We start from the raw sequence: 26,157 nt of genomic DNA on the forward strand, positions 1-26,157 counted from the left end.
TTCAGCCGATGACGGCGAGCACGTCGCGAGCCGAGAGCACGAGGAACTCTTCGCCTGCGTACTTGACTTCGGTGCCTCCGTACTTGGAGTAGATGACCTTGTCGCCGATGGCGACGTCGACCGGCACGCGGTTTCCGTTGTCAGCGACACGGCCGGGGCCCACTGCGACAACTTCGCCTTCCTGAGGCTTTTCCTTGGCGGTTTCGGGAATGACCAGACCACTGGCGGTAGTCTGCTCTGCTTCGACCTGACGGATGACAATCCGATCTTCGAGTGGCTTGATGGAGACCGACATATCGGGCCCTCTCCCTTCGCTGGGTTCATTCTTCGTTGAGTCAGACGGCGGCTGCTGCCATGAACCTCTCGTCGTCGCGGGTGCCGAGCGATTCGACCGTCCTGTGAAACTGGCACTCATTGAGCGTCAGTGCTAATTCGACTTTAGAACGCTCTTAGCACTCGGTCAACTTGAGTGCCAGCAATTCGTCATGCTCTGGGCGAAAGCTCAGATCGGCGGCTGTCGGCACCCGCGGACTCCGCCCGACGGAGCCGACGCCGGCGCCCGCGCCGGCACCGGCGCACGCAGACCTCACCTGACGGAACCGATGCCTGGACGCAGAGAAGCGCCAGCCCCGCGTATGCGGACCTCACCCACCGAGCCGATATCTGGACGCAGAGAAGCGCCGGCCCCGGGATCACTCCCGGGACCGGCGCTTCTCACTGACCGGCTCAGCTCATGTGTCGATTGCGGTCAGGACTGGTCGGCGATCAGGCGCAGGTCCACTGTCCCCAGCCTTCCTGAGCCTGCAGCTTCTTCGCACGCTGGAACTGCTCCTGCGGGCTGGCATCCGAGGGATTGCCGCTGCCGCCCATGTTGTGCCAGGTCGAAGGCAGGAACTGGAACAGACCGAAGTGGGTGCCGTTCGAGGCCTTCGGGTCGAAGTTCGACTCGCACTCGACGACCGAATACCACTTGGAGCCGGGTCCGCCCAGCATCGCCTTGATCTCTGCGGTGCTCATGGAGCCGCCGCCCGAACCGGAGTCGCCGCCGGTGCTCGAGTCACCGGAATCAGAGCCGCCGGAATCACCGGCGTCACCGGAGTCACCCGAATCGCCCGAGTCGGAGCCACCGGTGTCGGCCGGAGCCTCCTCCTTCTTCTTCGTACCCTGGATGACCACCTTCGCCTTGGGCTCGGAGAGGACCTTCTCGTCCTTCTTCTCCTTCTTCACCTCTTCGCCGTTGATGGTCTTGACCTTGTAGACGACCTGCTTCTCGCCGTCCTTGCCTTCGGACTCGACCTTGGTCTCACCCTCGTAGAGCGAGGAGGACTTCTTGGTCTCGACCTTGGCCTCGATGGCCTGCTTGTCCTTGACGGTCTTCTTCTCGACGCGGTTGACGGTCAGCACCTGACCATCGGAGACGTTGGCGGACATCGGGACGGACAGGAAGTCGTCCTTCTTGAGCTCGATGCCGGTCTCCTTGAGCGCTTCCTTCGCGGTGCCCACGGCGGACGAGACCTTGTGGTCCTTGCCATCAGCGACGACGGTGAGGTCCTTCGATGTGGTCACATCGATGTCGTTGCCCTTTTCCTTCAGCCGCTGGTTGGCCTTCGTGTTGAGGTCGGCGCCCTTCGCATCGACCCCGAGGTCGGCCAGCGCCTGGCCCACGGTGTTCGCGTTGGTCCACTCGTCGGTCTCCTTGCCGTCGACGGAGAGCGAGACCTTCTTCGCGGTGTTGACGGTGATCGTCATGTCCCGGTCGACCTTCGTATCGACGCCGGGCTTGACCTTGTCACGCTTGTCGAGATCGATGTCGTGGCTGTCGAGGATGTCACCGACGGTTCCACCGAAGGTCCGGACCTCCTCGCTCTGTCCATTGACGTCCAAGGTCACAGGCTTATTCATGGTCACCACGGCCCCCGTGCCACCCACGAGTCCGGTGATCACTACCGCCTGTGCAGCGATCTGAACCTTGCGGTTCTTGAGAAAATCAATCACAAAAATATCCCTGAGCAGAGTTTATCGACCCGTTCACTGTAACCGATTCGTTACACGGTTCGCAAAACATCACGGAAATGTAACGGTGCGAGTTTCCTGAGTGGCCGCCTGACCAGGAGTTCCCCGTGTTTTCGGCAGTGTTGCGGTCGTGACATTCACCCGGCGAGGCGGCCCTGCAGTGCCGTAATCTCGCTCACGTTTCGAGGTGCAGCAGGTTCAGTCCCAGCCGCCGAGTGCCGTCTCTGCGTTGTTCCACACGGCCGAGCACAGCTCCTCCTCGCTCATACCCCGCACCTCGGCGAGCTTCCGGGCGGTGACCGCGGTCAGGTACGGTCCTCCGGGCTTCCCACGGTGCGGGTGCGGAGTCAGGAACGGAGCGTCGGTCTCGGTCAGCAGCAGCTCCAGGGGCGCGGCCGCCGCGGCGCGACGCAGCTCTTCGGCGTTCTTGAAGGTGAGGTTGCCGGCGAAGGACATGAAGTAGCCTTGGGCCGCGCATTCTCTGGCCATCTGCTCATCGCCGGAGAAGCAGTGGAAGATCGTGACTTCAGGGGCGCCTTCCTCCTTGAGGATCCGCAGCACATCGGCATGAGCCTCGCGGTCGTGGATCTGCAGGGCCTTGCCGGTGCGCTTGGCGATCTCGATGTGGGCACGGAAGGAGCGCTGCTGTTCGGCGATACCCTCCTCACCCGTGCGGAAGTAGTCCAGCCCGGTCTCCCCCACCACGCGCATGCGGTCGTGGGAGGTCACGAGCGACTCGATCTCGGTGAGCGCATCATCGAGCAGCCCGCGTTCGGCCAGCCTCGGTGCCTCATTGGGGTGCAGGGCGGCACCGCCGAGCATCCATGTGCGCCCCTCAGACGGGGGCGTCGGCACGGTCCGGAAGTCGGCTACCTCGGCGGGTGAACCTGCCCCCGCCTGCGCAGCGGAATCACCCGACGCAGCCGCAGCGCCCGCCTCGGCGGCACCGGCGTACTGCGATGCCACCAGCGCGGTCGTCCACCGGGCTGCCGGAAGGTCGCAGCCTATCTGGACGATCCGCTGCACCCCGGCGGCCTGCGCGGTGTCGAAGAAGAAGTCGAGGGAAGGAAACTCCTCGTCCTCATCGGGTCGGACTTCCGGCTCGGGTTCGCCGGCACCCAGCGGCAGCCGAACACCGGTGCAGATGTCCAGGTGGGTATGGGTGTCGACGGCGGGGAAGGCGAGCGGTTCGGGCACCGGTGGATAGGTTCCGGCGGCGCGCGAAGCCATTATTCGGTCTCCTCCACGAACTTCGGGAACACGGGCTCGGGCTTCGGCAGCGGGGTGCCCGGCTCGAGCGGGAACGCCACGGCCGCGAACGACCGGGGATCGACCTCGGCGGCGGCAAGCCCACCGGCGGCCGCCTCGGTGACGTCCGGGGCCAGGCCGGCCGAAGCGTAGGCCGCACCCGCGGCGACACCGATGCCGGCACCCGCGGTCACGGTCTCCATCGCCTCGGCGCCGGACCCGGACTCGACGGCGGTCGGCAGAACCTTGGCACCGGCCTCGCCTACTCCTGCAGGGACGCCGAGGAGGTCGAGGATCTTGCCGGCGGAATCGGGCATGACGGGCTGGATGAGGAGCGAGATGATGCGCACGACCTCGATCGTCACCCACAGCACGGTGGCCATGCGCTCGGGGTCGGTCTTCTTCAGCTTCCAGGGCTCCTGGGCGGAGAAGTAGCGGTTGGCCTCGGTCAGCACCTTCCAGCAGGCCTCGACGTAGAGGTGGAGGGCCTGAGTGTCGACGTGGCGGCGTGCGGTGTCGGGCACGGCGCGGGCGAGCGCGAGCAGGGATTCGTCGGCCTCGGTGAGGGTGCCGGGCTGCGGGACCTGGGCGTCGCAGTTCTTCGCGATCATCGACAGCGAGCGCTGGGCGAGGTTGCCGTATTCGTTGGCGAGGTCGGCGTTCTTGCGGGTGATGATCGAGTCCTTCGTGTAGGACCCGTCGTTGCCGTAGGAGAACTCGCGGAAGAGGAAGAAGCGCAGGGTGTCGAGGCCGAAGGCGTCGACGAGGTCGATGGGATCGACGACGTTGCCGACGGACTTCGACATCTTCTCGCCGGCGTTGAAGAGGAAGCCGTGGGCGTGGACGCGTCCGGGCAGCTCGATGCCGGCGCTCATGAGGAAGGCCGGCCAATACACGCTGTGGAAGCGGATGATGTCCTTGCCGATGATGTGGACGTCGGCAGGCCACCATTTGGCGAACCTCTCTTCGTCGTCCGGGTAGCCGACGGCGGTGATGTAGTTCGTCAGGGCGTCGATCCACACGTACATCACGTGCTTCTCGTTGCCGGGGACCGGCACGCCCCAGTCGAAGGTGGTGCGGGAGACCGAGAGGTCCTTGAGCCCGGAGGCGACGAAGGAGGCGATCTCGTTGCGACGGGAGTCGGGGCCGATGAACTCAGGGTGGTTCTCGTAGAGTTCGAGCAGCTTGTCCTGGTACTTCGACAGCCGGAAGAAGTAGGACTCCTCTTCCGTCCAGGTCACCTCGGTGTGGGTCTCCTTGGACAGGCGGACACCGTCGACGACCTCGGTCTCGTCCTGCGTGTAGTAGGCCTCGTCGCGGACGGAGTACCAGCCGGAGTAGGTGTCGAGGTAGATGTCACCGGCCTCTTCGAGCTTGCGCCAGATGGCCTGGCAGGTCGCGTAGTGGTCTTCGTCGGTCGTGCGGATGAACCGGTCGAAGGTCGAGCCGAGGGCGAGCTGCGTGTCGCGGAAGTTCTTCGCGTTGTCGTCGGCGAGCTCCTTGGGTGTGATGCCGAGCTTGTTCGCCGCCTGGAGCATCTTCAGCCCGTGCTCATCGGTGCCGGTGCAGAAGAAGACCTCGTGATTGTCCAGTCGCTTGAACCGGGCGATCGTGTCGGCCGCAATGTACTCATAGGCGTGCCCGATGTGAATGGCCCCGTTCGGGTAGGCAATCGCTGTCGTCAAGTAGTAACCCATAGGCCACTCAGTCTAAGGGACGCTCCGCTCCCGGCGCGCACAGGTCCGCGGGGGCGCAGAGTGCAGGGGTGTCCCGGGAGCTCGGTCTGCGACAGAAAGCTCTGGTTCCATACCGAGCTCTCAGTCGTAGACCGCTCCGTCGACCGCCGTGGCACCCTCCAGCCCACTCACAACAGCAGGTGGCGATCACACAGCTGCTTCAATTCAGGTGCCTGTGAGAACAGTTTCTGCTTGAAAGTGAACAGCGACATCACCTCATTGAACTTGAAGCGGATGACTTTGTAGCCCATTGCCAGCAGCCGATTGTGCTGTCGGCTTTCCTTATTCATCGTGTCGAAACCACCATCCGCATACTTCTGTGTGCCGTCCACATAGAGGGCGACTCGAGGTTTCGCACGAGCTCCGGCCCCTCGTCCAGCTGGGAAGCTTCCAGCACCGTCTGCTGGGTCCCGGAAACTTCCAACACCGTCTGCTGGGCCCGGCTCCACAGGCCCATCGAGGAGGAAGTCGAGCCGTGTCAGCTTCTTTCTGCCGTCGAATACCGTGACTTGCTGAACGAACTCGTGCAGCCCCAGCTGGTGGAGAAGCAGCGAAGTCCGGCTCTCCGCGTAGCTTTCCGACAGAGGTGAGACCAACTTCGCCAGCTTCTTGGCTCGCACACTGCCGCGGGTCATCCGCGAGATCGGTCCGGCGAACAGCTCTTCGACCGCTCCGGGCACGTCGTCCATCAGCTGCGGCGGATATCCGAGCCGGAAGATCAGTTCTTCATCATCGCCGAGAAGATGCCGACGCAGCACCTGCTCCATAGCCGCGAATCCGGCGGCCGGTCCCAGAACTGAAATGAGGTCCACGGCAGTTCGTGCAGGAGTTGTCGTCACTATCCCCTCGTGCATCTCCACGTCGTCACCGGTCGGACGCCTTCGCCGTTCGATTTCAGCAGTCCGTGAGCTGTCACGGGGGTGGATGACTGAAATCGGTCCTCGCGGCACATCAAACATCCTGATGCGATGAAGATATGCGGCAGAGATACCCCACGCCGCATCCCCGCTGCGATACGAGGGGTAGCTGAGGATTCTCAGACGGTTCAGGTGCTCGCGATAGCGCGCTTCGAGTGCCGGGTCGCGCCCCTGCTGTTCTCGCTGGTCCTGCCCCTCGTGATAGCGGATCCACTCATCATTGTCGATGAACTGTGCGAACAGAAGGTGACGCTCGTTCACACAACGGCGTATCACCGAGTACACGCCCCGCCCCAACTTCAGCAGGCAGCATTCAAGGGATTCGCGGACGAGAGCGCTTGCGGCCCCCGCCGCTCTCAGGTCCTGGTAGTAGACGATGTTGAACATCCGGCCAGGCTGGCCTGCTCGCAGCATCTGTGGCCATCCGGCGCGCTCTGCTTGTGGAAGCGGACGATGCACCCACAAGGCATCTGCGTGCGAGTCATGGCGAAACCCACAGTGACCAGTGCTCAAGTCGAGCCTGCTGAGAGCGACATTCACATGTCGCCTAGTCCGCGCCGCCCCCTGCGAGAGCTCGATCTACGACAGAAAGCACTAGTTCCATACCGAGCCCTCAATCGTGGACCGAGCTGTCGGCTGAACGTCAGCCCACCCACACCGAGAAGCGCACGAGTCGCCCCCGGCTGCGCGCACCACACGCGCTGGGCCCACCTCCCGATAGGTGAAAGCACGCCACGGCCGAGCACGTCACTCGCGGTGGAGCCAGGCCTCGTAGACCTCCCGTTTCGACAGCCCGAAGCGTTTGGCCACCTGCCCGGCCGCATCCTTGGCGCGTACACCGGAGTCGACCAGTGCGCTGACCTCGCCGAGGTGGTCCTCCGGAGCGGACTCGACCTCGGTGGCACCGGCGAGTACCAGGGTCAGCTCCCCGCGCAGGCCAGCGGCGGCCGCCTCCCGCAGTGAGCCGACGGTTCCGCGCAGGGTCTCCTCGTAGGTCTTCGTGAGCTCGCGGCTGATGCTCATGGGGCGGTCGGCGCCGATCACCTCGGCGAAGTCGTCCATCGCGTCGGCGATGCGGTGCGGGCTCTCGAAGAAGACCATCGTCCGCTTCTCTGCCTTGAGCTCCTCGAGCAGCCGCTTGCGCTGGCCCGACTTGCGCGGGAGGAACCCTTCGAAGCTGAACCTGTCGCTGGGCAGACCGGAGACCGCCAGCGCCATGAGCACCGCGGACGGACCGGGCGTGGACGTGATCGCAAGGCCCGCCTCGGCGCAGGCCTTGACCACGCGATAGCCGGGGTCGGACACGGCGGGCATGCCCGCATCGGAGAGCAGGACGACGGTCTGACCTGCGGCGATGAGCTCGACGAGCTCGGGAGCGCGATAGCTCTCGTTGTGGTCGAAGACGCTCATGACGCGGTTCGTGTGCCGCAGGCCCAGACGCTGCGCCAGGGAGAGGAAGCGGCGCGTGTCCTCGGCGGCGATGACATCGGCGGCTTCGATGGTCTGCCGCATCCGCGGACTCGCATCGCCGAGGTTGCCGATCGGAGTCCCGACCAGGACGAGTCGTCCCCCGGTGGGGTTCGGCTCGGTGGGGTTCATCTCGGTGGGGTTCGGCTCGGTGGCGGCGAGTGGAGCGTCCACGTCGAGCTCCCGCTCCGCGACATCGGATTCCTGCGTCACGAAGCGCTTGCTCCGGCGAAGATCACAGCGAACATGCCCAGATACAGGAGCGCCATGAAGGCCCAGAAGAGGATCCACAGAGCCGTGCCGATATATCCGACCCACAGTGCCGCGACCGCCATGCCGTCACCGCGCTCTCCGCGTTCCCGGATCTGCTTGCGCGCGATGTGCCCCATGATGATCCCGGCGATGCCGCCGATGAAGAACGACGAAATGACTCCGAAGATCGAGGCACACATACCGACGATGGCGAGCACGTTGGTCGGCGGCAGAGGCTGGTAGACGTAACCCGGGCCACCGGCGTACTGCGCGTTCGCCGCGTAGGCGTTGGAACCGTAGGTGGCGTTGGAACCGTAGCCCGTGTTGGATCCGTAGCCCGTGTTGGATCCGTAGCCCGTGTTGGATCCGTAGCCCGTGTTGGTTCCGTAGGACTGTGCACCGTGTCCCCCGTCGGGGTTCGACTGGGGCTGTTGGTAGTACATGTCCGGGTTGTTCCAGTTGTCCTGACTGCTCATGGCGAATTCTCCTTGCGTCTGCCTTCAACGGTACAGAGTCGGCGATACCGGCAAAAGGCGGCGTGGTTACAGGTCTGTCACAGTTGCGGGGCGCGCGGCGGCGGCTCGGCCCCGGCCCGGGTGTTGGCGCGGCACCGGCCCGCGATCGGCCGCGGAGCAGTTGAGCGCATCGTGACGGTGCATCAGCTGATCGTCGCGCCTTCTGCAACGATGACGAAGCCGATCATCAGCGCAATGACTCCGAAGTAGGCCAGCCAGAAGAGGATCCAGAAGATCACACTCAGGTAGCTCAGCCACAGCGCGGCCACCGCCATTCCGTTGCCGCGTTCGCCTCGGCGCTTGATCTGGGAGCGGGCGATGTGGCCGAAGATGATGCCGACGAAGCCGAGGAGGAAAACGGAGGAGACGAACGAGATGAGGGAGAGTACGAACGCGACGATCGCTGAGGAGTTCGTCGGTGCGAGCTGCTGGCAGACGACGACCGGTGCCGAGCTGCCATAGGTGACGGGACCCGAGCTGCCGTACGTGACCGGTGCCGAATTGCTGTAAGTGACAGGCGCCCGCATCGCCACCCGAGCCTGAGCGGCAGGGACTGTTCCGACTTTCGCCGAGGAGTGGCTCGATCCGGTGTACGTGCTGCCGATGGGCAGTTGACGAGTGTACATATCAGTTGCGCTCCGAAAGCTGTGGTCGTCTTCCGGGAGGCCTGTCAGCGGCGCCCCCGATGTCTGGTCACAACGCTATCGAGGTGAGGAGCGCTCGGAGACCGAATCGTGTTGCAGTCCTGCACCACGGGTGACGGGGCCGAAATCGCACCCGCCGAGGCGGCTCAGTAGCCGCTCATCATCGCCATGAAGCCGAGTCCGAAGACGCCGATCATGATGATCAGCCCCAACAGGCCGAGGGCAATGCTGACGTAACCCATGATCAGACCTGCGATCCCCTGACCACGGCCGTCTTCGCCGGTTCGCTTGATCTGGCGCAGTCCGATGTGGCCGAAGATGACAGCGAGGATCGGTGCGACCCACAGGAACATCGCGACGATGCTGAACAGGAATCCGATGAGCGGCAGCAACGACAGCAGCCCACAGACGAACCCACCGCCGATTCCGATGATGCCCATCCACATCGACCACACGGCCAACTTGTTGGGCACGGGGCGCACGAACATCGGCTGCGCACCGTAGGTCATCGGTTGGCTGTAGACACCCGGGTGGCTGTAGGCGCCATAGGCACTCGCCTGACTGTAGGCACCGGACTGACTGTATGGATCTGGCTGACTGTACGATCCCGACTGTCCGTACGAACCGTAGGCACCGGGCTGGCTGTACCCGCCCTGCGAACCGTAGGCGCCGAGCTGGCCGTATCCCTGCGAACCATAGCCTCCACCCTGCGAACCGTAACCCCCGCCCTGGCCGTATCCCTGCGGGTACGGCTGACCTTGGGAGTATGTCTGTCCACTCCCATCAGGCTGACCCTGCGAGTATTGCCCGGAACCGTTCTGCGGCTGGGATCCATAGTTGGCGTTGAACTGCTGCGAGCCGACCTGAGGTGGATCACTCGGGCGGTATTCGGGGTTGTGGGACACGTTCTGCACCGTTTTCACTCAGACACTGCTTGTACCCCACCACTTTAGTCGTGCACGTCGGCGAATGCCCAAGAATCTCGTGTGCAAGCGACGATCCCGCCCTTCGTCGTCCCCGGCCCTGCCGAACACAAGCGTCCCTGCCCTGCCGATCGCAAGCGTCCCCGCCCCTGCCGATCACCTGAGACTCCCACCGGCCCTGCGGGTCGCATGAGAGCCCGGGCAGGCGCGAACTCTAGACTGTAAGACGATGACACACACGGCAGACTCCCCCTCCCCCGCCAGGCGCATCGCCCGCGAGCGCCTCGCGCGCAAACGCGAACAGGTGCGCGCCGGAGCTGCGGCGATGCGTCGGGAGACCTTCCACGCCGGCATGTGGGCCACCCGCGCACCGGTGTGGATGTGGCCTGCCCTGCTGGTCATCACCGGCATCGGCGCGGCCCTGCGCCTGTTCCGTCTCGGTTTCCCCCACCGCCTGATCTTCGACGAGACGTACTACGTCAAGGACGGCTACTCGGTCTTCAACTTCGGCTACGAACGCTCCTGGCCCGAGAACGCCGACGACTCCTTCAACGCCGGCGACCCCAGCGTCATCGAACCGACCCCCGAATACGTCGTCCACCCGCCGCTGGGCAAATGGCTCATCGGCATCGGCATCGACCTCTTCGGCGCCGACGACTCGTTCGGCTGGCGCTTCTCCGTCGCGATCATCGGCACCCTGACGATCTTCCTCATCGGCGTCATCGCCTGGAAGCTCTTCCGCTCGGCGTTCTTCGCCTGCGTCGCCGCCGGCCTCCTCTCCATCGACGGTGAGCACTTCGTCCACTCCCGCACGAGCCTGCTCGACATCGTGCTCATGGCCTTCGTCCTCCTCGCCTTCTTCTTCGTCCTCCTCGACCGAGAACAGGTGACGAAGCGCCTCGCCCGGTGGACGCCATCGACTGCGGATCCGCACCGGTCGGAATCCCCCGTCGCCGAGGCGGCTCCCCCGACCGCGGCAGCCCGACGCAGGCGTGACCGGAAGGAAAGGGATGAGATCAACTTCGGGCCCCGCCTCGGCGTGCGTCCCTGGATCATCGCCGCCGGCATCAGCGTGGGCCTGGCCATGGGGGTGAAGTGGTCGGGTCTCTATGCGGCCGCCGCGTTCGGGATCCTCCTCGTCGCGTGGGACGTGCATTCGCGGTATCGGGCCGGGGTCGTGCATCCGTGGCTGGGCATGCTCATCCGCGACAGCATTCCCTCGTTCCTCAAACTCGTGCCGACCGCCTTCGTGACCTACCTCGCCTGCTGGAGCGGGTGGATCCGCTCGGACGATGCGTGGGATCGGCAGTGGGCGGCGGAGAACTTCGGCTGGTGGCAGTCGCTGCCGGAATGGCTGCAGTGGCTGCCCTCGCTCGTGCATTACCACTACACGGCGTACTCGTTCCACGTCGGACTCGATTCCGAACACCCCTATATGTCGAACCCGTGGGGGTGGATCGTCCAATGGCGGCCGACCTCGTTCTACTACGAGTCCTACGACCAGGGCGACATGGGGTGCCTGGCGGACAAGTGCTCCTCGGCGATCACCTCGGTCGGCAATCCCGTGATCTGGGGGTTGGCGCCGTTCGCGGTCCTCATCTGCCTCATCGTGTGGATCATCCGCCGCGATGTCCGCCCGGCCGTCATCCTCGCCGGACTGGCCGCGACCTGGCTGCCCTGGTTCGCCTACCAGGAGCGGACCATCTTCACGTTCTACACCATCGTCATGGTGCCCTTCGTCGTCCTCGCCGTCACCTACTGCCTCACCCTGCTGTGGGGTCGGGCACCGGGGAGGCAAGCCTCGGGGCACCGTCCACGTCTCGCGCGGATCTCGGCCGCCCTGTTCGCGCGCCGCATGAGCGTCGGGATCATCCTGGCCGCGGCCGTTCTTGCCTTCGCCTACTTCTGGCCCATCTACACCGGCGAAGTCATCCCGTTCACCGCGTGGAACAACCGAATGTGGAACATCACCTGGCGCTGACCCCCGATCCCGGCGCGTGAGACGCTCGGCTCGATGCCTCGTTCAACGACGAATCAGGATTTAGCGCCTGCCACGCATCGAAACCCTGACGCGTCGTTGAACAAGCGACTTCCGCCGTCAACCCGCCGATCCGAGACGTCGTCACTGCCGATCCGAGACGTCGTCCCGACCGCCGGTTCGAGGCGGCTCCCGCCGCCGAATCATGGCGTCGGACGGTCCGTCACGGCTTCGCCATCGAAGGGTCGCCTCGGCGACATGGCACGTTCACCTTGAGGTAACACCGCGTCGTTAGCGTCGAATCATTGTGAATGATCTTTCGGCGACCCCCGCACCCACCGCACCCGGCACACATCGGGCGGTGGCCATCATCCCGGCCCGCGGCGGCTCCAAGGGCATCCCCCTGAAGAACCTGCAGAAGGTCGCGGGCATCTCGCTGCTGGCTCGCGCCATCAACGCCGCCCAGGCCAGCCCCAGCATCGACCGCGTGGTCGTCTCGACCGACCACGAGGGCATCGCCGCCGAAGCCCTGCGCACCGGCGCCGAGGTGTCCCACCGTCCCGCAGAGATCGCCGGCGACACCGCGACCAGCGAATCCGCGCTCATCCACACCCTGTCGACCCTCGACGAGGACTACGACATCACGGTCTTCATGCAGTGCACCTCCCCCTTCATCGACTCCGCCTCCGTCGAGAACGCGGTGCGCGCCGTCCGCGACGACGAAGCCGATGTCGTGTTCTCCGCGGTCGAGGACCACTCCTTCCTGTGGCGGATCGACGACGGCGACCAGGCGGTGGCCGTCGGCCATGAGGCCGCCTACCGGCCGCGCCGCCAGGACCGGGCCAAGCACTTCAACGAGACCGGGGCCTTCTACGTCATGCGCACCGCCGGCCTGCTCGAACACGGGCACCGCTTCTTCGGCCGCATCGGCATCGAGGAGGTCCCGCCCGAACACGCCCGCGAGATCGACGACATGTCCGACCTCAGCCTCGTCCGCGCCATCGCCTCCACTCAGGAGACCGCGCAGGTCATCGACGTCGACGCGCTGGTCACCGACTTCGACGGCGTCCACACCGACGACGGCGCCTACGTCGATGAGGACGGCAACGAGCAGGTCCGCGTCCACCGCGGCGACGGCATGGGGATCTCCCGCCTCGTGCAGTCCGGGGTGCCGGTGATGATCCTGTCGAAGGAGCGCAACCCGGTCGTGACCCGCCGCGCGGAGAAGCTGCAGGTCGACGTCGCGCAGGGCATCGACAGCAAGGCGCACATCCTCAGCGCCTGGATCGAGACCAACGGGCTCGACCCCGCCCGCGTGGCCTACGTCGGCAATGACATCAACGACCTCGAAGCCTTCGACGTCGTCGGCTGGCCGATCGCGGTCGCCGACGCCCACCCCAAGGTCCTCGCCGCCGCCCGCATCGTCCTCGACCGGTCCGGCGGCAGGGGCGCAGTCCGTGAGGTCTGCGACCTCATCCCCATCCCCGCCGAGGCGGCCGGATCAGGTCCGAGCCCGACCCTGGCCCCTGTGTCCGCCGCCTTCCCAGGCGGACACCCCTCCACCGTCCCCGACCGTCAACCGCCCATCCGACAGCAACAGCCGTTGCTCACCAACCACGCAGCCTCGGCGCGTGCCAACCGAAAGCAGGTTTCATGACTGATCGACTCACCCCCGTGGCCATCGGACACCACCTCGTCGGCCCGAGTCAGCCCGTGTACATGATCGGCGAAATCGGCATCAACCACAACGGAGACGTCGAGATCGCCAAGCAGCTCATGGATGTCGCCGTGACCGCCGGCGCGCAGGCCGTGAAGTTCCAGAAGCGCAACCCCGAGGTCGCCGTCCCCGAACACCAGAAGTCGAAGATGCGCTCGACCCCGTGGGGCGAGATGACCTACATCGACTACAAGCACCGCGTCGAGTTCGGCATCGACGAATACTCCGAGATCGACCGCTACGCCAAAGAAGTCGGACTGCAGTGGTTCGCCTCTCCGTGGGACACCGATTCGGTCGACTTCCTCGAGACCGAGTTCGATGCGCTCACCTTCAAAGTGGCCTCGGCCTCGCTGACGGACTTCGAGCTGCTGCGGGCCATCGCCGCCACCGGCAAGCCCGTCCTGTGCTCCTCGGGCATGTCCGACTGGGAGACCCTCGACCGCGCCGTCGAGATCTTCGACCGCGACAGGCTCGTGCTCATGCACGCCACCTCGACTTACCCGCTGCCTCCCGACGAGGTCAACCTCATGGCGATCCCCGCCATGCGGCAGCGCTACGGTGTGCCCGTCGGCTACTCCGGCCATGAACTCGGCCTCGAGATCTCCTTCGCTGCCGCAGCCCTCGGAGCCGTCACCATCGAACGCCACATCACCCTCGACTCCTCGATGTGGGGCTCGGACCAGTCCGCGTCGATGGAACCGCGCGAGTTCGCCTCGCTCGTCAAGGGCGTCCGCGTGCTCGAGACCGCGTTCGGCGACGGCGAGAAGCGCGTCATGCCGGGCGAGGAATCGAAGATCGATTCGCTGCGCAAGGTCACTGTCTGAGCCGAGATCGGACCGCCGCGACCGCAGCCGACAGTTCGGCCCCATCACCTCGCCGAGGTGGTGGGGCCGATTCGGTGCCGTCACCCGCCGAAGTGGTGGGGCCGATCCCGTTCGGCTGCACCGAATACGACCCCGTCCCCAGAGGATGGTGCCTCTCTTGCGCCGTCACCCGCCGAGGCGTCGGAGCCTCCGAATCACCCGGCGGGCCCGCCACTGCACACCGTGCCGGAGCTTGCGAGCGAGCACTCTCGCCTCTTCGCCGGCGGTCCGGCTGCGTTCGGCCGCGAGCGCTTCCCGCTCTCGCGCGACCACGCCGGTGAGCGCCGTGACCTCTTGTCCGAGCTGTGTGTTCTCCCGCTCGAGGGCTGCGATGTCCATACGTGTTCGGGCGAGTTCGGCTCGCGCCTCGTCGCGCTCGGCCTCGATCAGATTCAGTCGCGCCTCGGACTGCGCCTTCAACTCCCTCAGTTCACTCTGCGCCTGCTCGTTGCCGCGTCGGACGTGTGTGAGCTCTCGACGAGTGCGGGCGAGGGTGCGGGACTGCTGCGCGGCGACCTCCTCGGATTCGGAGACCGCGGCGACATGGAACTCCTCGGCGCGGATGTCCTCCGAGGTCCGGAGCACGCCACCAGTCGCACCGACGAAGGCTGCGTGGCTTCGGCCGTCATCTGCCGGAACGGCCTTCACCCCGGAACACGGGCCCAGCGAGCGGCTGATGGCGGCGAGATTCTCGGCAGTGACCTCGGCGAAGCGGGCACGGGTATCGGCCAGGTCGGCCTGCAGATCACTGCCGGAAGCATAGGCATCCTCGAGGGCTGCGACCATGCGCTCGGCAAGCGCCTCGGCGCGCGCCTTTCGCACATCGGCGGGCCGCGCACCGTCCGTCACATCGCCGCTCGCGGCCGCCTCGGCGGGGTCGATGCTCCCACCCGGCGTCTGACCGCGCATCCCCTCGGGCCCGACCGGCACCACGAACTCAGGATGGCCGATGTCGGCGGCGAAATAGCCGAGCTTGGCGTGCAGATCCAGCGAGATCGGGATCGCCCCGACCCCGAAGGGGATCATCTGCGCGTGCCCCCGCCCGCCGAGCACATACGGCACGGAGCTCAAGACGTCGATGCCGGTGAAGAACCCGACGTCATGACCGTTTAGGCGCACCTCCTCCACCCCGGGCACCTCGGCGATCAGGCGCCTGGACACCTCGGCGTCGTCGGGGTGGAACGGCGTGCTCAGCACCTTCCACCCCCTGCCCGCGAGGATCCGCGCGGCCGTCACCGTTGCCTCGTGGATGGCTTCCGCATCGAAGCCCGCGGCGATCTGGCGAGGATGGACGAGCATCTGGATGGCCACGGTCCTCTCGGCCGGGTCCGGACGCCTGCCCGCCAGCGGTGCATAGAGGTGGTCGAGGATCGTCGTCGGGCAGGGCTGATAGGCGATGCGGTCCCGCTCGCCCAGCAGCCGCCCCATGGTCTCCATGCTGCCGGTGTTGCGCAGGCCGAAGAAGACCGACCGCTCGAGCACTCGGCCGACATGGGAGCGCATGAGCTCGTCGAAGTCCGGCTGCCCGGGGAAACGGTTGTCCCCGGGCGCATAGACGATAAGCGGGACCTCGAGGGCGGCGAGCACCTCGGCGGAGATCTTCCACTGCCAGCCGGACAGGCGGTTCGGGTTCGTGTCCTGGAGGAACAGCCCTCCCCCTCCGACGACCACGGCATCGGCGGTGGCGTTGATCCGCTCGACGGCCGCCTCGTCGACTTCGCGTCGCAGGGCCGCCGCCGAGGTGAACGTGAACCTCGGCGCCGTCCCTGCCGAATCCGTTCCGCCCAGGACTCGGAAGGCGTCCCTGACGACGGGGAACAGTGCTTTGTCGCCGAAATTGCCCCAGGTCGGAATGTCGAAGTGGAAGAGTCTCAGAGCCGCCATCGGCCAAGACTACGGCCGGCGGAAGAACACCGGGTGAACAGGCGGGGGCGTGTGCGTACACCTGCTCGCCACCTTCTGTTCTCCTGCCGCCTCTACGATCGTTCGGACGTGCACAGCACCCGACCCCGGCCAGCTCCCGGAAACCGCGGAAGGGGCGACCACCTGCCCCATCCGGCGCGCGAAAGGACCCAATGCCCACACCAGTCGTCAGCGTCATCATCGCAGCGAAGGACGCCGAGGCCACCATCGGCGGGACTCTCACGAGCCTGGTCAACCAGGACTTCGCCGCCCATGAACTCGAGGTCATCGTCGTCAACGACGGCTCCACCGATGACACGGCCGGGGTGATCGGCGAATACTCCGAGCGGCTCAATCTCATCGAGATCCACAACGCGGACTCCCGCGGAGTCTCCACGGCTCGCAACACCGCCCTCGAAGCCGCGACCGGGCAGACGATCACCTACCTCGACGCCGACGACTGGTACGCCCCGGGCCACCTGCGCTCCCTGACCGGCGCCATCACCGGACTGGGTGTGGACTTCGTGAAGACGAACTACCTCATCGTCAACGGCTTCAACCGCAAGCTTCGCCGAGCCCCCTGCGCCCAGCACAACACGGCCCTGAATCCGCGGGACTTCATCCTTCCCCATGACGCTTCGACGATGGTCGACTTCCCCGAATGCTGGACGGGCATCTACTCCCGGTCGATGGCCGAGCGCGGACTGCTCGACTTCGATCCGTCCCTGCGCACCTGCGAGGACCGGCCCTGGACGTGGCGCCACCACCTTGAGGCCGATTCCTTCGCCGTCGTCGACACCGCGGGGCTGTGCTACCGCAAGGGCAGCACCACCTCGTTGACGGCCGTTTTCGACGAGCGTCAACTCGACTTCATCCCCGCTTTCCGCTCCGTCTTCGCGATGCTCGAGGCAGACCCGGGCCTCCGCCGTTTCGAGCAGAAGGCAGTGCGCAACTTCCTGTCGATCCTCTACTTCCAGATCGTCAACCGCGGTTCGTCGATGTCGCGGGCCGTGCGCGAGAAGCTGAACATCGGGGCGGTGAACACGCTGAGATCGGTCGGCGGCGATGTCATCGATCTCGCCCTGGCCAACTTCGGCGAACGCCGACTGCCCGTCATCGACCCGATCGTCAGGAGGGTCCGCTGATGGCTCAGATCATCGAGATCTCCACCCAGTACCAGCTGGCGAACGTCGTCGCCCTCATCCGGTCCGGCCGCCTCGGTGAGGCCGAGGCTCGCCGCATCCTCGTGGTGGCCAACAACTCCTTCGCCCCGGAGCTGACCCCGGCCGCCGATGCCATGCCCGGCTCGCGCGGTCTGCTCGCCGACTTCGATGCGGTCATCGATTGGAATGCCGCGATCTGGCCGAATCACCCGAAGGCCTTCGGCATCTCCGGCGAGCGCGCCCCGATCATGGAGCGTGCCCTGCGGCGGGAGTGGGACATCGGCGATCGTGAGCCGGTCGAGCTCATCGTCGAGTCCCTGCCCGGCCACCCTGCCGGGGCGCTGACGCAGATCTTCGCCACCGCCGCGATCAGCGTCCATTCGGACGGACTGATGAGCTACGGACCGATCCGCAATCCGCTCACCCTGCCGCAGTGGCAGCGGCTGCGGGCGATCTTCTACACGGATCTGCTGCCGGGCATCACCCCACGTCAGCTGGCCGAGCACAACCCGGACAGGGAGGTGCTGCCGACCGCGGAACTGGCCTCGGTCATCGACGATATGACCGCCGAGGTGGCCGAGGAACTGGCAGCCGCCGGCCTGGACTCGCGGATCGATGGCAGTGCGCTCGTGCTCGGGCAGTACCTCGCTCAGCTCGACCTCATCACCGGCGAGGAGGAGCTCGAGCTGCACCGGCAGATGATCGACGTGGTCAGGGACAGCGGGCTGAGCACGGTGGTCTTCAAACCGCACCCCACCTCGGCGCGGACGACGATCGAACCGCTGCGTCGCCGCTGTGAGGAGGCCGGCCTCGATTTCGTCCTCGCCGATGTCCCGCTGCTCGCCGAGATCGTCGTTTCGGCCACCCGCCCCGAACTCGTCGTCTCCTGCTTCTCGACCGGTCTGGCGACGGCGAAGGGACTCTATGGCTGTCAGACCGCCGCCGTCGGCACCGAGAGGCTGCTGGCCGATCTGGCTCCATATCAGAACAGCAACCGGATTCCGCTGACGATCGTCGACGCCCTCCACTCGGGTCGGTTCGAACTGCCCGGCGGCCTGGCTGGGAGGGGCGCAGACGACCTCAACGGGCTCATCGACGCCGTCACCTACTGCATGCAGCCGAGCTCCGCCGGGCATCTGCGCGGCAGCGCCATCGACTTCCTGCGCTCGGCGGTCGGCGGGCCGGACATGAAGTACTTCAAACGCAAGCGCCTGACCGCGCTCGACCTGCCGGGACGGCTGCAGGCACCGCTGCACCGGAAGACTCTCAGCGCGGCCAAGCGACGTCTGACCGCCGGAGCGAAACGCACCCAACGCGTGTTCAAGGACTATGGCATCACCGTCGATGCATCGAAGCTGAGGAAGAATGGCTGAGCTGCTGATGACTGCGAAGAACGACACCCCGAAGCCCGACAAGAAGCCCGACGAGAAGCCCGGCAAGCGTCCCGGCAACAAGCGAACCCGGCTGGCATCGGTTGCGTTCGTCGAATCCCCGCTGCAGTTCCTCTCCGCGCTCGAATCCCATGAGCCGCACGAGGACCTGCTCATCCGCGCGCGGGCGAACGCGAAGGGCATGACCTCGTTCCTCGACGCCTTCGACACCTCCTGGCTGCCGGAGAATGTGCGCCTCGAACGCGAAGGCGCGAAACCGGGTGTGCTGCGCAAGGCGAACTTCGACCGGATCTACCTCGGCGATGCCTGCTCGGGACAGGTGCACAAGGCGCTGTCGCTGGCCTATCTGGAGCGTCGCATGCCCGAGGTCGTCATCCTCGACGACGGTCTGGCCACCTACTCGACGGTCGAGATCCTCACCGCCAAGCGCGGTCCCCTCGTCCGGCCCAGGCAGAAGCTCAAGGCTTCGCGCACGGTCATGGCCGCTCATGTCGCCGACCGTCTGCGCGGCCTGGCAATGGCTGGCCGACTGCGCTGGCACACTGCGCTGCCGGTGTCCAAACCTCTGCGCAAGGCCTTCCTCAAGACCGGCGGCGAGATCACCCGACACAGGTTCGAACACCTCCAGACCCTGCCCACCGGCGGCAGCCACCCGCGCGACAACCCCGTCATCGGTTCGGCACTGGCCGCCGACGGGCTCATCGACGCAGCCGCCTACCGAGTGTGGGTCGACGAGATCACCGACACCCACGGCTCGATCACCTACTATCCGCATCGGCGCGAGACCGACGAATTCCTCGCCGACCTCGCCCGCGACGACCGCGTGCGGATCAAGCACGTCGGCCTGCCGATCGAACTGCGCCTGGTCAACCTGCCGCCCGGTTCGACGATCCGCAGCCTGCCCTCGACCGCGGCGGTGTCCCTGGCCGTGCTCAATCCGGACGTGACCATCAGCGTCACCGAGGTTCCCGCGCAGTGGTGGACCGGTGCCTCGCCCGATAGTCTGCGGAAGTCCCTCAACGCCCAGGCGGTCAAGGCAGATGTGGATTCCTGAACCACCGGAGACCGTCCGCATCCTCTCCGTCTCCGACAGCGAGTCCTACCTCAAATGGGCGACCCAGCTGCTGAGCAGCCTGCCCGACGTCGAAGGTCGCGTCGTCCTCATCGACAACCCGATCCTGCCGACTGCCGAACAGATCGCCAGCGCCGTCGCCGGCACCGCCTGGCAGCATCGGGAGATCCCCGTCATCACCCGCCGCGACCTGGCACGGGTCATCGCCGACCACTCCCCCGACATCGTCCTCGGCGCCGCCACCGGCCCGATCGTCGCCCAGGTCTTCCTCACCGCACATATGCTCGCGCATCGCCCGGCCCTGGTCTCGGGCCTGCCGGGAATGGGGCTGCCCGCCCGCAGCAAGGGGATGAATTATCGCCGACTGATGGATGCGTTCATCACCCACTCCTTCGCCGAGGCGGCCGCCTATACCGAGGCCAGCAACCGAACGCAGGTGCCCTGCGAGGTCCTGCTGGCGCGTCTGCCGATGCTGCGATCTGCAGGAATCCCGCAGCTCATCGCCGAGGCTCCCCGCACCCTGGTCTTCGCCCCGCAGGCCAAGGTTCCCGACGGCCTGGAGGAGCGAGAGGCGATCGTTGCGGCCCTCGCCGAATTCGCATATCGTCACGACGGTTCGAGGGCCATCATCAAGATGCGCTCCCGCCCCGGCGAGTTCGAAACCCACCACGAGCACCATTCCTACGTCGAGATCCTCGAGGGCCTTCGCCGACGGGGTGTTCCGGGGGCTGAAGACATCGAGCTGGGTTTCGGCCCTCTCTCGGACTTCCTGACTCCCGGGGCCGGGCTGGTCACCGTGTCGTCGACGGCGGCCCTCGAGTCCATCGACCGCGGCATCCCGACCTTGCTCATCTCGGACTTCGGCTTCGACCCCGGTCTGCTCAATGAGGTCTTCGCGGATTCCGGTGCGACCGGGACTCTCGCCGAGGTGGCCGCCGGGGCGATCGGCTTTCCCGACCCTGAATGGTTGGCCGAGAACTACTTCCACTCCGAGGACAGTCAGCTGCGCCGCAGTCTGGGGCTGCTGGCCACCCGCGCCCGGACCGCTCAGCTGCCGAACCGTAGGTCCGACGTGCTCAGGCAGAAGCGTGTGCTGCTGCGCGCCGAGCTGCGCACGGTCACCCCTGCCCCCGTCATCAGCGCCTACCGGAAGCTGCGCTGCCTGGGCTGAGGAGATCGTGAGCCTCAGCCGCGGTCGTCGGGGACGGTGCGGGGTTCTTCCAGTGGGACGACCACCTCGGTGTCGGGGGCTTCGTCCTTGAACACCCACGTCCGGTAGGCGTAGAAGCGGAAGAGTGTGGCCAGACCGATGCCGACGATGTTCGTCGAGATGTTGTAGGTGAGCTGATCGCGCATATCCAGCAGGTACCACGTCACGCCGAGCGGGATGACGGAGATGATCATTCCGGCGAGGTTGACGGCGACGAAGAGGACGACGCCGCGCATGTTCGACTGGGTGGTCCGGTCTCCGTAGGTCCAGAGTCTGTTGCCGATCCAGACGACGATCATGGCCAGGACGGTCGAGATGATCTTCGATTTGATCGGACTGCCCTCGAGCAGTGCGGGGATCGGGCCGAGCCCGTAGGCGAGCACGTTGGACAGTCCCACGTCGACGATATAGCCGAGGCCGCCGACGGTGAGGAACTTGAAGGCTTCCACCGCGAGGCGCCGAAGTCGGACCGAAACAGGCTCTTTCATAACTGCCCCCAGTCTATGTCGCTAGGTTTCGCACTCGCTGGATGCCGGGCCGGTCGGAGTGGTTGCGCTGTCCGGCGAAACCGCATCGGAGGCCGACGAAGCCGCAGCGTTGCTCGGCGGCACTCGCGAGTCGCGTCGCCACATCTCGAGCGCGAGCACCATGGCCGCGCTCACCGCCAGTGCCGGCCAGAACGTGTAACGGAAATGGTTGGCCGGCACGATCGGGAAATATCCGATGACATAGCACAGCGCCGAGGTGGCCAAGGCCGTGATCTCGGGCCAGAAGGAGCGTGCGCGGGTGGCTGAGGCGCGCTCTTCGAGAACCGATTGCCTTCTCTTCTTATGCGTGCGCCATCCGAGACCGAGCAGTACGACGGCGACGAGCGTCCAGAACCATGGGGTGAACAGCATCGGCAACGTCCCCAGCGCGAAGTCCTCCACATAGGGTCTGACGATGTAGTCGGCTTTGGCGTTGCCGGGCTCGATCCCGGCTTTCTCGGCTTCGCCGTGCCATTCGGCCGGCCAGTATTCGAGGGCAGAGGTGAAGAAGTAGTGGGAGAACACTGCCGTGCGGTACTCGGCATAGCGCAAGGGATGGGTGATCACCTCGTGCAGCCACAGCTGACGGAGCTCATCCTGGTAGGCGATCGGAGAGAAGTCCTCTCCGCTTTCCCCTTTGCCGTAGCAGTTCCAGTAGGAGTCCCAGATCTCTTTCTTCTCCAGGCATCTGTCGCGGGCGGAGCTGATGTGCTCCTTGAGCTCGGTCGGGGCGTCGGCGGCCATGAGCTCGGCATCGGGGACGGAGAACATCACGTCGTCGAGCATGATCTGCGAGATCTGGCCGGTCTTCTCGACCTCCACCTGTGAAGCGATGGCTGCTTCGGTGACCTTGAGACCTCCGCCGATGAGCGCAAGCACGACCAGCGACATCACGGCAACGGGAAGAAAGGGGCGGTCCCGGCGACCGGCTCGGCGTTGCCGATGCCCGAGTCGTCGATGTTCTCGCCACAGGCCGAGCAGACAGTATCCGCCGAAGACGGCGATCGGCACGACGGCGAAGACGGCGTTCTTCCGCACCGCCACCGCATACACGAGCAGCGCCAAGGCAGGGAACCATAGCGGCCACGTCTTCGGAGCGAAACGAGTGATGATGATGAGCACCGCGCCGAGCAGAAGCGCGACGGCCATCTGCGTGTCCTTCCACAGTGTCGTCATCTGCGAGACGACCCACGGGGTGATCATGATTGCCGGCCCCAGCAGTGAGACCCACCTCGGAGCGCCCGTGCGGTGCACCAGCACACCGATGAGCCAGGATGCCACGGCCAGCAAGCCGACCTGCAGCACGAGCAGGCTTCCGGCCTCTCCGGTCAGTGCCAGCAGCCCGCGCCACAGCACGGCCATGACCGGAGGGTGCCAGTCGGTGAAGGGGTGTTCTCCCGTCGCCTGCAGGTACTGTTCGGCGATATCGACGTTGACGCGTCCGGGGTAGAACAGCCGGATGAAGAGCAGCGACCAGACAGCGGTGAGCACCGCCAGCAGCAGATCCCACAGCAGCGGCGAGTCCAGCCGCAGGGGCGTCCCCGAGCCGACGGGGCGACGAGCGGACTGGAGAATTCGCGCAGTTTTCGGTCGTGGTTCGCTCATGAAGCCAGGCGTGCCCGCACCCGTGCGTCGACCCCGGCAGCAGCGGCTCGGTCACCGACGGCGGGCAGGCTGAGGTAGGCCAGCCGCGAGGTCTCCCGTCTGGCCCGGCGGAGCCCGTCCAGTGTCAGTCCCACGCTGGCGAGCAGGAACGCCAGCCCCATGAGTGCCGCGGCCAGGATCGCCGTCGGGAATCGGGGCACGAGCCCGGTCTGCCAGAACTCCCACACCACCGGCAGCCCGAACACCAGCGACAGTGCCGCGAGCAGCACGGTGAGTGTGCCGTAGAACAGGCGCGGGCGTTCGTGCCGGACCAGCGCGGAGATGAGCCCGAGGATGTGGAAGCCGTCCTTGAACGTCGACAGCTTCGACTCGCTGCCGTCGGGTCGGTCGCGGAAGTCCACGGCCACCTCGGTGCTGGGAAGGCGCAGGGACATCGTGTGCACGGTCAGCTCGGTCTCGATCTCGAATCGGCGGCTGATCGCGGGGAAGGATTTGACGAAGCGGCGGGAGAACACGCGATAGCCCGAGAGCATGTCGGACACCTGCGAGCCGAACAGCCATCCGGTCAGCTGGTTGAACATCCGGTTCCCGGTCTCATGGCCGGGCCGATACGAGGTGGTTTCCTGATTATCCTGTCGCACGCCGAGCACGTGGTCGTAGGGGCCGGAGATGAGTGTGTCGATCATCTCCGGCAGGTGGGCCGCCTCGTAGGTGTCGTCGCCGTCGATCATGACATAGATGTCGGCGTCGATGTCGGCGAAGGCCCGCCGGACGACATTGCCCTTGCCCGGGGTGTCCTCCCTGCGCACGATGGCCCCGGCTTCGACCGCACGCTGCGCGGTCCGGTCGCTCGAGCAGTTGTCGTAGACGTAGACCGTGATGCCGGGGACGGCCGCCCTGAGGTCGGTGACCACCTTGGCGACGGTGATCTCCTCGTTGTGGCAGGGAACGATCGCCGCGATGTCCGGTCCTTCGTGCATGCCCTGTCCAATCGTGGTGGGTCTGCGACCGCCGAGGCTGTGCCGGCAGTCTGCTCTGTCGATTCCTCCGGTCTACGCGGCGGACATGGACTGGGGGTTACGAAGGAGGAAACGGCACGGCATCTTCGACTGAGCATGACCCAAAAGCACGGATGCAGGACCGTCCGCGTTATGCGCTTGGTCACGAACTGCCGATTATGCGTCCTTTTATGACATCTGCCTGTGAAGTTCATGCGCTGCCTTGCCATCCTGAATCGTCGGCCCTGCTGGATCGCGGGCCGACCCATCCCCTGATCCGCCGCCCACCACCGTGGTCGGCGCTGACCGACCACACGAGGAGGCGCCTGTGATCGAACTGCGCGCACTGCGAAAGGTGTTCGCGGACACCGTCGCCCTGGAGGAGATCGACCTCACGGTCCCTGCCGGAGAGATCCACGGCATCGTCGGCCGCTCGGGAGCCGGCAAGTCCACGCTCATCCGCTGCCTGACCGGTCTCGAGTCCCCCACCTCGGGCACGGTCTCGATCGACGGCGTCGATCTCACCGGCCGCACGGGCGCCGGGCTTCGCGAGGCCCGCCGCAGCATCGGCATGGTCTTCCAGCACGTCAACCTCCTCGACTCGCGCACCGCGCTGAAGAACGTCGCCCATCCCCTCGAGATCGCCGGAGTGGCCAAGGCCGAGCGCCTGGCCAAGGCCCGTGAGCTGCTCGAGATCGTCGGCCTCGGCGACCGCGTCGACAACTATCCCGCCCAGCTCTCCGGCGGGCAGAAGCAGCGCGTCGGCATCGCCCGCGCGCTGGCCGCGGAGCCCAAGGTGCTGCTGTGCGATGAGCCCACCTCGGCGCTGGATTCGTCGACGACGGCTCAGATCCTCGGCCTCATCCGCTCCCTGCGCGACCGTCTGGGCATCACCGTCCTCATCATCACCCATGAGATGTCCGTCATCCGCGAGATCTGCGACTCCGTGACGCTGCTGGCCGACGGCCAGGTGGCCAGGACCGGCAGACTCGCCGAGGTGATCGCCGAGCCCGGCTCGGACCTGGCCCGCGACCTCGTCCCCCTTCCCCCGGTCGGGATCGACGATGAGGCGAACCGCCTCGTCGAGGTGTCCCTGGCCGGCACGGATCTGCCCACCGTGCTCACCACTGCGCAGAAGGCCGGAGTGAGCGCCGAGGCGATCCTCGCCGGTGCCGTGGAGACGATCGAGGGCCGGCAGATCGGCCGGCTGCGCTTCACCGTGGACTCGGCCGAGCAGGCGAAGAGCCTGATCAGCGCCCTGGAAGCCGATGGAATCTACGCGGAGGAGGCAGCCTGATGAACGACCCGACATGGTTCGACAACCCCGCGATCACGGATCAGATGTGGCCCGCGACCGTCGAGACGCTGCTCATGACCGCCTGGTCCACTGGACTGGCCGTGCTCGTCGGGCTGCCCCTGGGCATCTGGCTGTTCACCGCATCGAAGGGCGGACTGAACTCGAACGCATTCGTCTACCGGGTGCTGTCATTCATCGTCGACGTCACCCGCTCGATCCCCTTCATCATCCTCATCATCGCCCTCATCCCCTTCGCCCGATTCGTCGTCGGTTCGGCACTGGGCTGGCAGGCCACCGTCGTGTCCCTGACCATCGGCGCGATCCCCTTCTACGCCCGGCTCGTCGAGAACTCACTGCGCGAGGTCTCCGAGGGCAAGATCGAGGCGGCCCTGATGATGGGTGCCTCGAACGGCCAGGTCGTCCGTCAGGTCTACATCCCCGAGGCCAAGCCCGGCCTCATCGGCGCCGCCACGGTCACCTCGGTGACCCTCGTGTCCTATACGGCCATGGCCGGTGCCGTCGGCGGCGGCGGACTCGGTGCTCTGGCGATCTCCTACGGCTACCAGCGCTACCAGGGCGACACGATGATCGCCTGCATCATCGTCCTCGTCCTCATCGTCACGATCATCCAGTTCATCGGCGACCGCCTGGCCCGCCTGGTCGACCACCGCTGAGCCGCCTCGGCGAACTGCAGCCTTCCGCACTCCACACACAGCGAA

At 66.0% G+C, this 26,157-nt stretch carries 22 protein-coding genes; 9 read left to right on the forward strand and 13 right to left on the reverse strand.

The window, feature by feature from the left end:
- Nucleotide 1 precedes the first annotated feature (1 nt).
- The 9 genes from groES to IHE57_RS16670 all read right to left on the reverse strand — a co-directional run bounded on the left by groES (nt 2) and on the right by IHE57_RS16670 (nt 9,715).
- Entirely contained in the window at nt 2-295 is a 294-nt protein-coding gene (gene groES, locus IHE57_RS05870) for a co-chaperone GroES (RefSeq protein ID WP_166973277.1), read from the reverse strand.
- Nucleotides 296-765: 470 nt separating this feature from the next.
- The gene (locus IHE57_RS16545) at nt 766-1,995 is read right to left on the reverse strand and encodes a ubiquitin-like domain-containing protein (RefSeq protein ID WP_209371600.1); all 1,230 of its coding nucleotides are present in this window, start codon (nt 1,993-1,995) and stop codon (nt 766-768) included.
- A gap of 216 nt (nt 1,996-2,211) precedes the next feature.
- On the reverse strand, nt 2,212-3,243 hold the full coding sequence (locus IHE57_RS05880; RefSeq protein WP_209371601.1) for a TatD family hydrolase: 1,032 nt from the start codon (nt 3,241-3,243) through the stop codon (nt 2,212-2,214).
- Nucleotides 3,243-4,958 (reverse strand): methionine--tRNA ligase, encoded by a 1,716-nt coding sequence (gene metG / locus IHE57_RS05885; RefSeq protein WP_209371602.1) that lies wholly within the window; start codon nt 4,956-4,958, stop codon nt 3,243-3,245. The genes IHE57_RS05880 and metG overlap by 1 nt, the downstream gene beginning before the upstream one ends.
- A gap of 167 nt (nt 4,959-5,125) precedes the next feature.
- Nucleotides 5,126-6,301, reverse strand: coding sequence for a type IV toxin-antitoxin system AbiEi family antitoxin (locus tag IHE57_RS05890; protein ID WP_209371603.1), 1,176 nt, complete (start codon nt 6,299-6,301; stop codon nt 5,126-5,128).
- A gap of 360 nt (nt 6,302-6,661) precedes the next feature.
- Nucleotides 6,662-7,513 carry a 16S rRNA (cytidine(1402)-2'-O)-methyltransferase gene (gene rsmI / locus IHE57_RS05895; protein ID WP_209371772.1) on the reverse strand — a complete coding sequence of 284 codons (852 nt, stop codon included), beginning with the start codon at nt 7,511-7,513 and terminating at the stop codon, nt 6,662-6,664.
- A gap of 77 nt (nt 7,514-7,590) precedes the next feature.
- On the reverse strand, nt 7,591-8,109 hold the full coding sequence (locus IHE57_RS05900; protein WP_209371604.1) for a DUF4190 domain-containing protein: 519 nt from the start codon (nt 8,107-8,109) through the stop codon (nt 7,591-7,593).
- 182 nt (nt 8,110-8,291) lie between these two features.
- Nucleotides 8,292-8,774, reverse strand: coding sequence for a DUF4190 domain-containing protein (locus IHE57_RS05905; protein ID WP_209371605.1), 483 nt, complete (start codon nt 8,772-8,774; stop codon nt 8,292-8,294).
- A gap of 164 nt (nt 8,775-8,938) precedes the next feature.
- The gene (locus tag IHE57_RS16670; protein ID WP_366933863.1) at nt 8,939-9,715 is read right to left on the reverse strand and encodes a DUF4190 domain-containing protein; all 777 of its coding nucleotides are present in this window, start codon (nt 9,713-9,715) and stop codon (nt 8,939-8,941) included.
- Between the two features lie 229 nt (nt 9,716-9,944).
- On the opposite strand from IHE57_RS16670, the gene IHE57_RS05915 reads away from it, so the two are divergent.
- The 3 genes from IHE57_RS05915 to IHE57_RS05925 all read left to right on the forward strand — a co-directional run bounded on the left by IHE57_RS05915 (nt 9,945) and on the right by IHE57_RS05925 (nt 14,234).
- Entirely contained in the window at nt 9,945-11,696 is a 1,752-nt protein-coding gene (locus IHE57_RS05915) for a dolichyl-phosphate-mannose--protein mannosyltransferase (RefSeq protein ID WP_209371614.1), read from the forward strand.
- A 304-nt stretch (nt 11,697-12,000) separates the two neighbouring features.
- The gene (locus IHE57_RS05920; RefSeq protein WP_366933864.1) at nt 12,001-13,350 is read left to right on the forward strand and encodes a cytidylyltransferase domain-containing protein; all 1,350 of its coding nucleotides are present in this window, start codon (nt 12,001-12,003) and stop codon (nt 13,348-13,350) included.
- Nucleotides 13,347-14,234, forward strand: coding sequence for an N-acetylneuraminate synthase family protein (locus tag IHE57_RS05925; RefSeq protein ID WP_209371616.1), 888 nt, complete (start codon nt 13,347-13,349; stop codon nt 14,232-14,234). The genes IHE57_RS05920 and IHE57_RS05925 overlap by 4 nt, the downstream gene beginning before the upstream one ends.
- 165 nt (nt 14,235-14,399) lie before the next feature.
- Here the strand turns inward: IHE57_RS05925 and IHE57_RS05930 are convergent, their stop codons facing one another.
- Nucleotides 14,400-16,157, reverse strand: a complete 1,758-nt coding sequence (locus IHE57_RS05930; protein ID WP_209371618.1) for a polysaccharide pyruvyl transferase family protein — start codon at nt 16,155-16,157, stop codon at nt 14,400-14,402.
- 191 nt (nt 16,158-16,348) lie between these two features.
- On the opposite strand from IHE57_RS05930, the gene IHE57_RS05935 reads away from it, so the two are divergent.
- From IHE57_RS05935 to IHE57_RS05950, 4 genes are read left to right on the forward strand one after another with little or no spacing between them, the layout of a single operon-like run.
- Nucleotides 16,349-17,320, forward strand: a complete 972-nt coding sequence (locus IHE57_RS05935) for a glycosyltransferase family 2 protein (protein WP_209371620.1) — start codon at nt 16,349-16,351, stop codon at nt 17,318-17,320.
- Nucleotides 17,320-18,711 (forward strand): polysialyltransferase family glycosyltransferase, encoded by a 1,392-nt coding sequence (locus tag IHE57_RS05940; RefSeq protein WP_209371621.1) that lies wholly within the window; start codon nt 17,320-17,322, stop codon nt 18,709-18,711. The genes IHE57_RS05935 and IHE57_RS05940 overlap by 1 nt, the downstream gene beginning before the upstream one ends.
- Entirely contained in the window at nt 18,704-19,783 is a 1,080-nt protein-coding gene (locus IHE57_RS05945) for a polysialyltransferase family glycosyltransferase (protein ID WP_253719940.1), read from the forward strand. Before IHE57_RS05940 ends, IHE57_RS05945 begins: the two co-directional genes overlap by 8 nt.
- Nucleotides 19,770-20,972 (forward strand): DUF6716 putative glycosyltransferase, encoded by a 1,203-nt coding sequence (locus tag IHE57_RS05950; RefSeq protein ID WP_209371623.1) that lies wholly within the window; start codon nt 19,770-19,772, stop codon nt 20,970-20,972. Before IHE57_RS05945 ends, IHE57_RS05950 begins: the two co-directional genes overlap by 14 nt.
- Before the next feature lie 14 nt (nt 20,973-20,986).
- Here IHE57_RS05950 and IHE57_RS05955 read toward each other — a convergent pair whose 3' ends face one another.
- The 3 genes from IHE57_RS05955 to IHE57_RS05965 are packed head-to-tail and all read right to left on the reverse strand — an operon-like array spanning nt 20,987 to nt 24,123.
- Complete coding sequence (locus IHE57_RS05955) at nt 20,987-21,499, reverse strand: GtrA family protein (protein WP_209371625.1); 513 nt, start codon at nt 21,497-21,499, stop codon at nt 20,987-20,989.
- A 21-nt stretch (nt 21,500-21,520) separates the two neighbouring features.
- Complete coding sequence (locus IHE57_RS05960) at nt 21,521-23,143, reverse strand: hypothetical protein (protein WP_209371627.1); 1,623 nt, start codon at nt 23,141-23,143, stop codon at nt 21,521-21,523.
- A complete protein-coding gene (locus IHE57_RS05965; protein WP_209371629.1) occupies nt 23,140-24,123 on the reverse strand; it encodes a glycosyltransferase in 984 nt (327 codons plus the stop codon). Before IHE57_RS05965 ends, IHE57_RS05960 begins: the two co-directional genes overlap by 4 nt.
- A gap of 346 nt (nt 24,124-24,469) precedes the next feature.
- Here IHE57_RS05965 and IHE57_RS05970 point away from each other — a divergent pair, with 346 nt between their 5' ends.
- Both IHE57_RS05970 and IHE57_RS05975 read left to right on the forward strand, forming a co-directional pair.
- The gene (locus IHE57_RS05970) at nt 24,470-25,438 is read left to right on the forward strand and encodes a methionine ABC transporter ATP-binding protein (protein WP_209371631.1); all 969 of its coding nucleotides are present in this window, start codon (nt 24,470-24,472) and stop codon (nt 25,436-25,438) included.
- A complete protein-coding gene (locus IHE57_RS05975; RefSeq protein WP_209371634.1) occupies nt 25,438-26,112 on the forward strand; it encodes a methionine ABC transporter permease in 675 nt (224 codons plus the stop codon). Before IHE57_RS05970 ends, IHE57_RS05975 begins: the two co-directional genes overlap by 1 nt.
- Nucleotides 26,113-26,157: the final 45 nt, after the last annotated feature.

It is taken from the genome of Brevibacterium renqingii (assembly GCF_017808105.1).
In the GTDB taxonomy this organism is placed as follows: Bacteria; Actinomycetota; Actinomycetes; order Actinomycetales; family Brevibacteriaceae; genus Brevibacterium; species Brevibacterium renqingii.

Bases quoted from the DNA above. Each gene is read 5' to 3' on its own strand.
- groES (WP_166973277.1), bottom strand. From the start codon at position 295: ATGTCGGTCTCCATCAAGCCACTCGAAGATCGGATTGTCATCCGTCAG.
- IHE57_RS05880 (WP_209371601.1), bottom strand. From the start codon at position 3,243: ATGGCTTCGCGCGCCGCCGGAACCTATCCACCGGTGCCCGAACCGCTC.
- metG (WP_209371602.1), bottom strand. From the start codon at position 4,958: ATGGGTTACTACTTGACGACAGCGATTGCCTACCCGAACGGGGCCATT.
- IHE57_RS05890 (WP_209371603.1), bottom strand. From the start codon at position 6,301: ATGTTCAACATCGTCTACTACCAGGACCTGAGAGCGGCGGGGGCCGCA.
- rsmI (WP_209371772.1), bottom strand. From the start codon at position 7,513: ATGAACCCCACCGAGCCGAACCCCACCGGGGGACGACTCGTCCTGGTC.
- IHE57_RS05900 (WP_209371604.1), bottom strand. From the start codon at position 8,109: ATGAGCAGTCAGGACAACTGGAACAACCCGGACATGTACTACCAACAG.
- IHE57_RS05905 (WP_209371605.1), bottom strand. From the start codon at position 8,774: ATGTACACTCGTCAACTGCCCATCGGCAGCACGTACACCGGATCGAGC.
- IHE57_RS05915 (WP_209371614.1), top strand. From the start codon at position 9,945: ATGACACACACGGCAGACTCCCCCTCCCCCGCCAGGCGCATCGCCCGC.
- IHE57_RS05925 (WP_209371616.1), top strand. From the start codon at position 13,347: ATGACTGATCGACTCACCCCCGTGGCCATCGGACACCACCTCGTCGGC.
- IHE57_RS05930 (WP_209371618.1), bottom strand. From the start codon at position 16,157: ATGGCGGCTCTGAGACTCTTCCACTTCGACATTCCGACCTGGGGCAAT.
- IHE57_RS05935 (WP_209371620.1), top strand. From the start codon at position 16,349: ATGCCCACACCAGTCGTCAGCGTCATCATCGCAGCGAAGGACGCCGAG.
- IHE57_RS05940 (WP_209371621.1), top strand. From the start codon at position 17,320: ATGGCTCAGATCATCGAGATCTCCACCCAGTACCAGCTGGCGAACGTC.
- IHE57_RS05945 (WP_253719940.1), top strand. From the start codon at position 18,704: ATGGCTGAGCTGCTGATGACTGCGAAGAACGACACCCCGAAGCCCGAC.
- IHE57_RS05950 (WP_209371623.1), top strand. From the start codon at position 19,770: ATGTGGATTCCTGAACCACCGGAGACCGTCCGCATCCTCTCCGTCTCC.
- IHE57_RS05955 (WP_209371625.1), bottom strand. From the start codon at position 21,499: ATGAAAGAGCCTGTTTCGGTCCGACTTCGGCGCCTCGCGGTGGAAGCC.
- IHE57_RS05960 (WP_209371627.1), bottom strand. From the start codon at position 23,143: ATGAGCGAACCACGACCGAAAACTGCGCGAATTCTCCAGTCCGCTCGT.
- IHE57_RS05965 (WP_209371629.1), bottom strand. From the start codon at position 24,123: ATGCACGAAGGACCGGACATCGCGGCGATCGTTCCCTGCCACAACGAG.
- IHE57_RS05975 (WP_209371634.1), top strand. From the start codon at position 25,438: ATGAACGACCCGACATGGTTCGACAACCCCGCGATCACGGATCAGATG.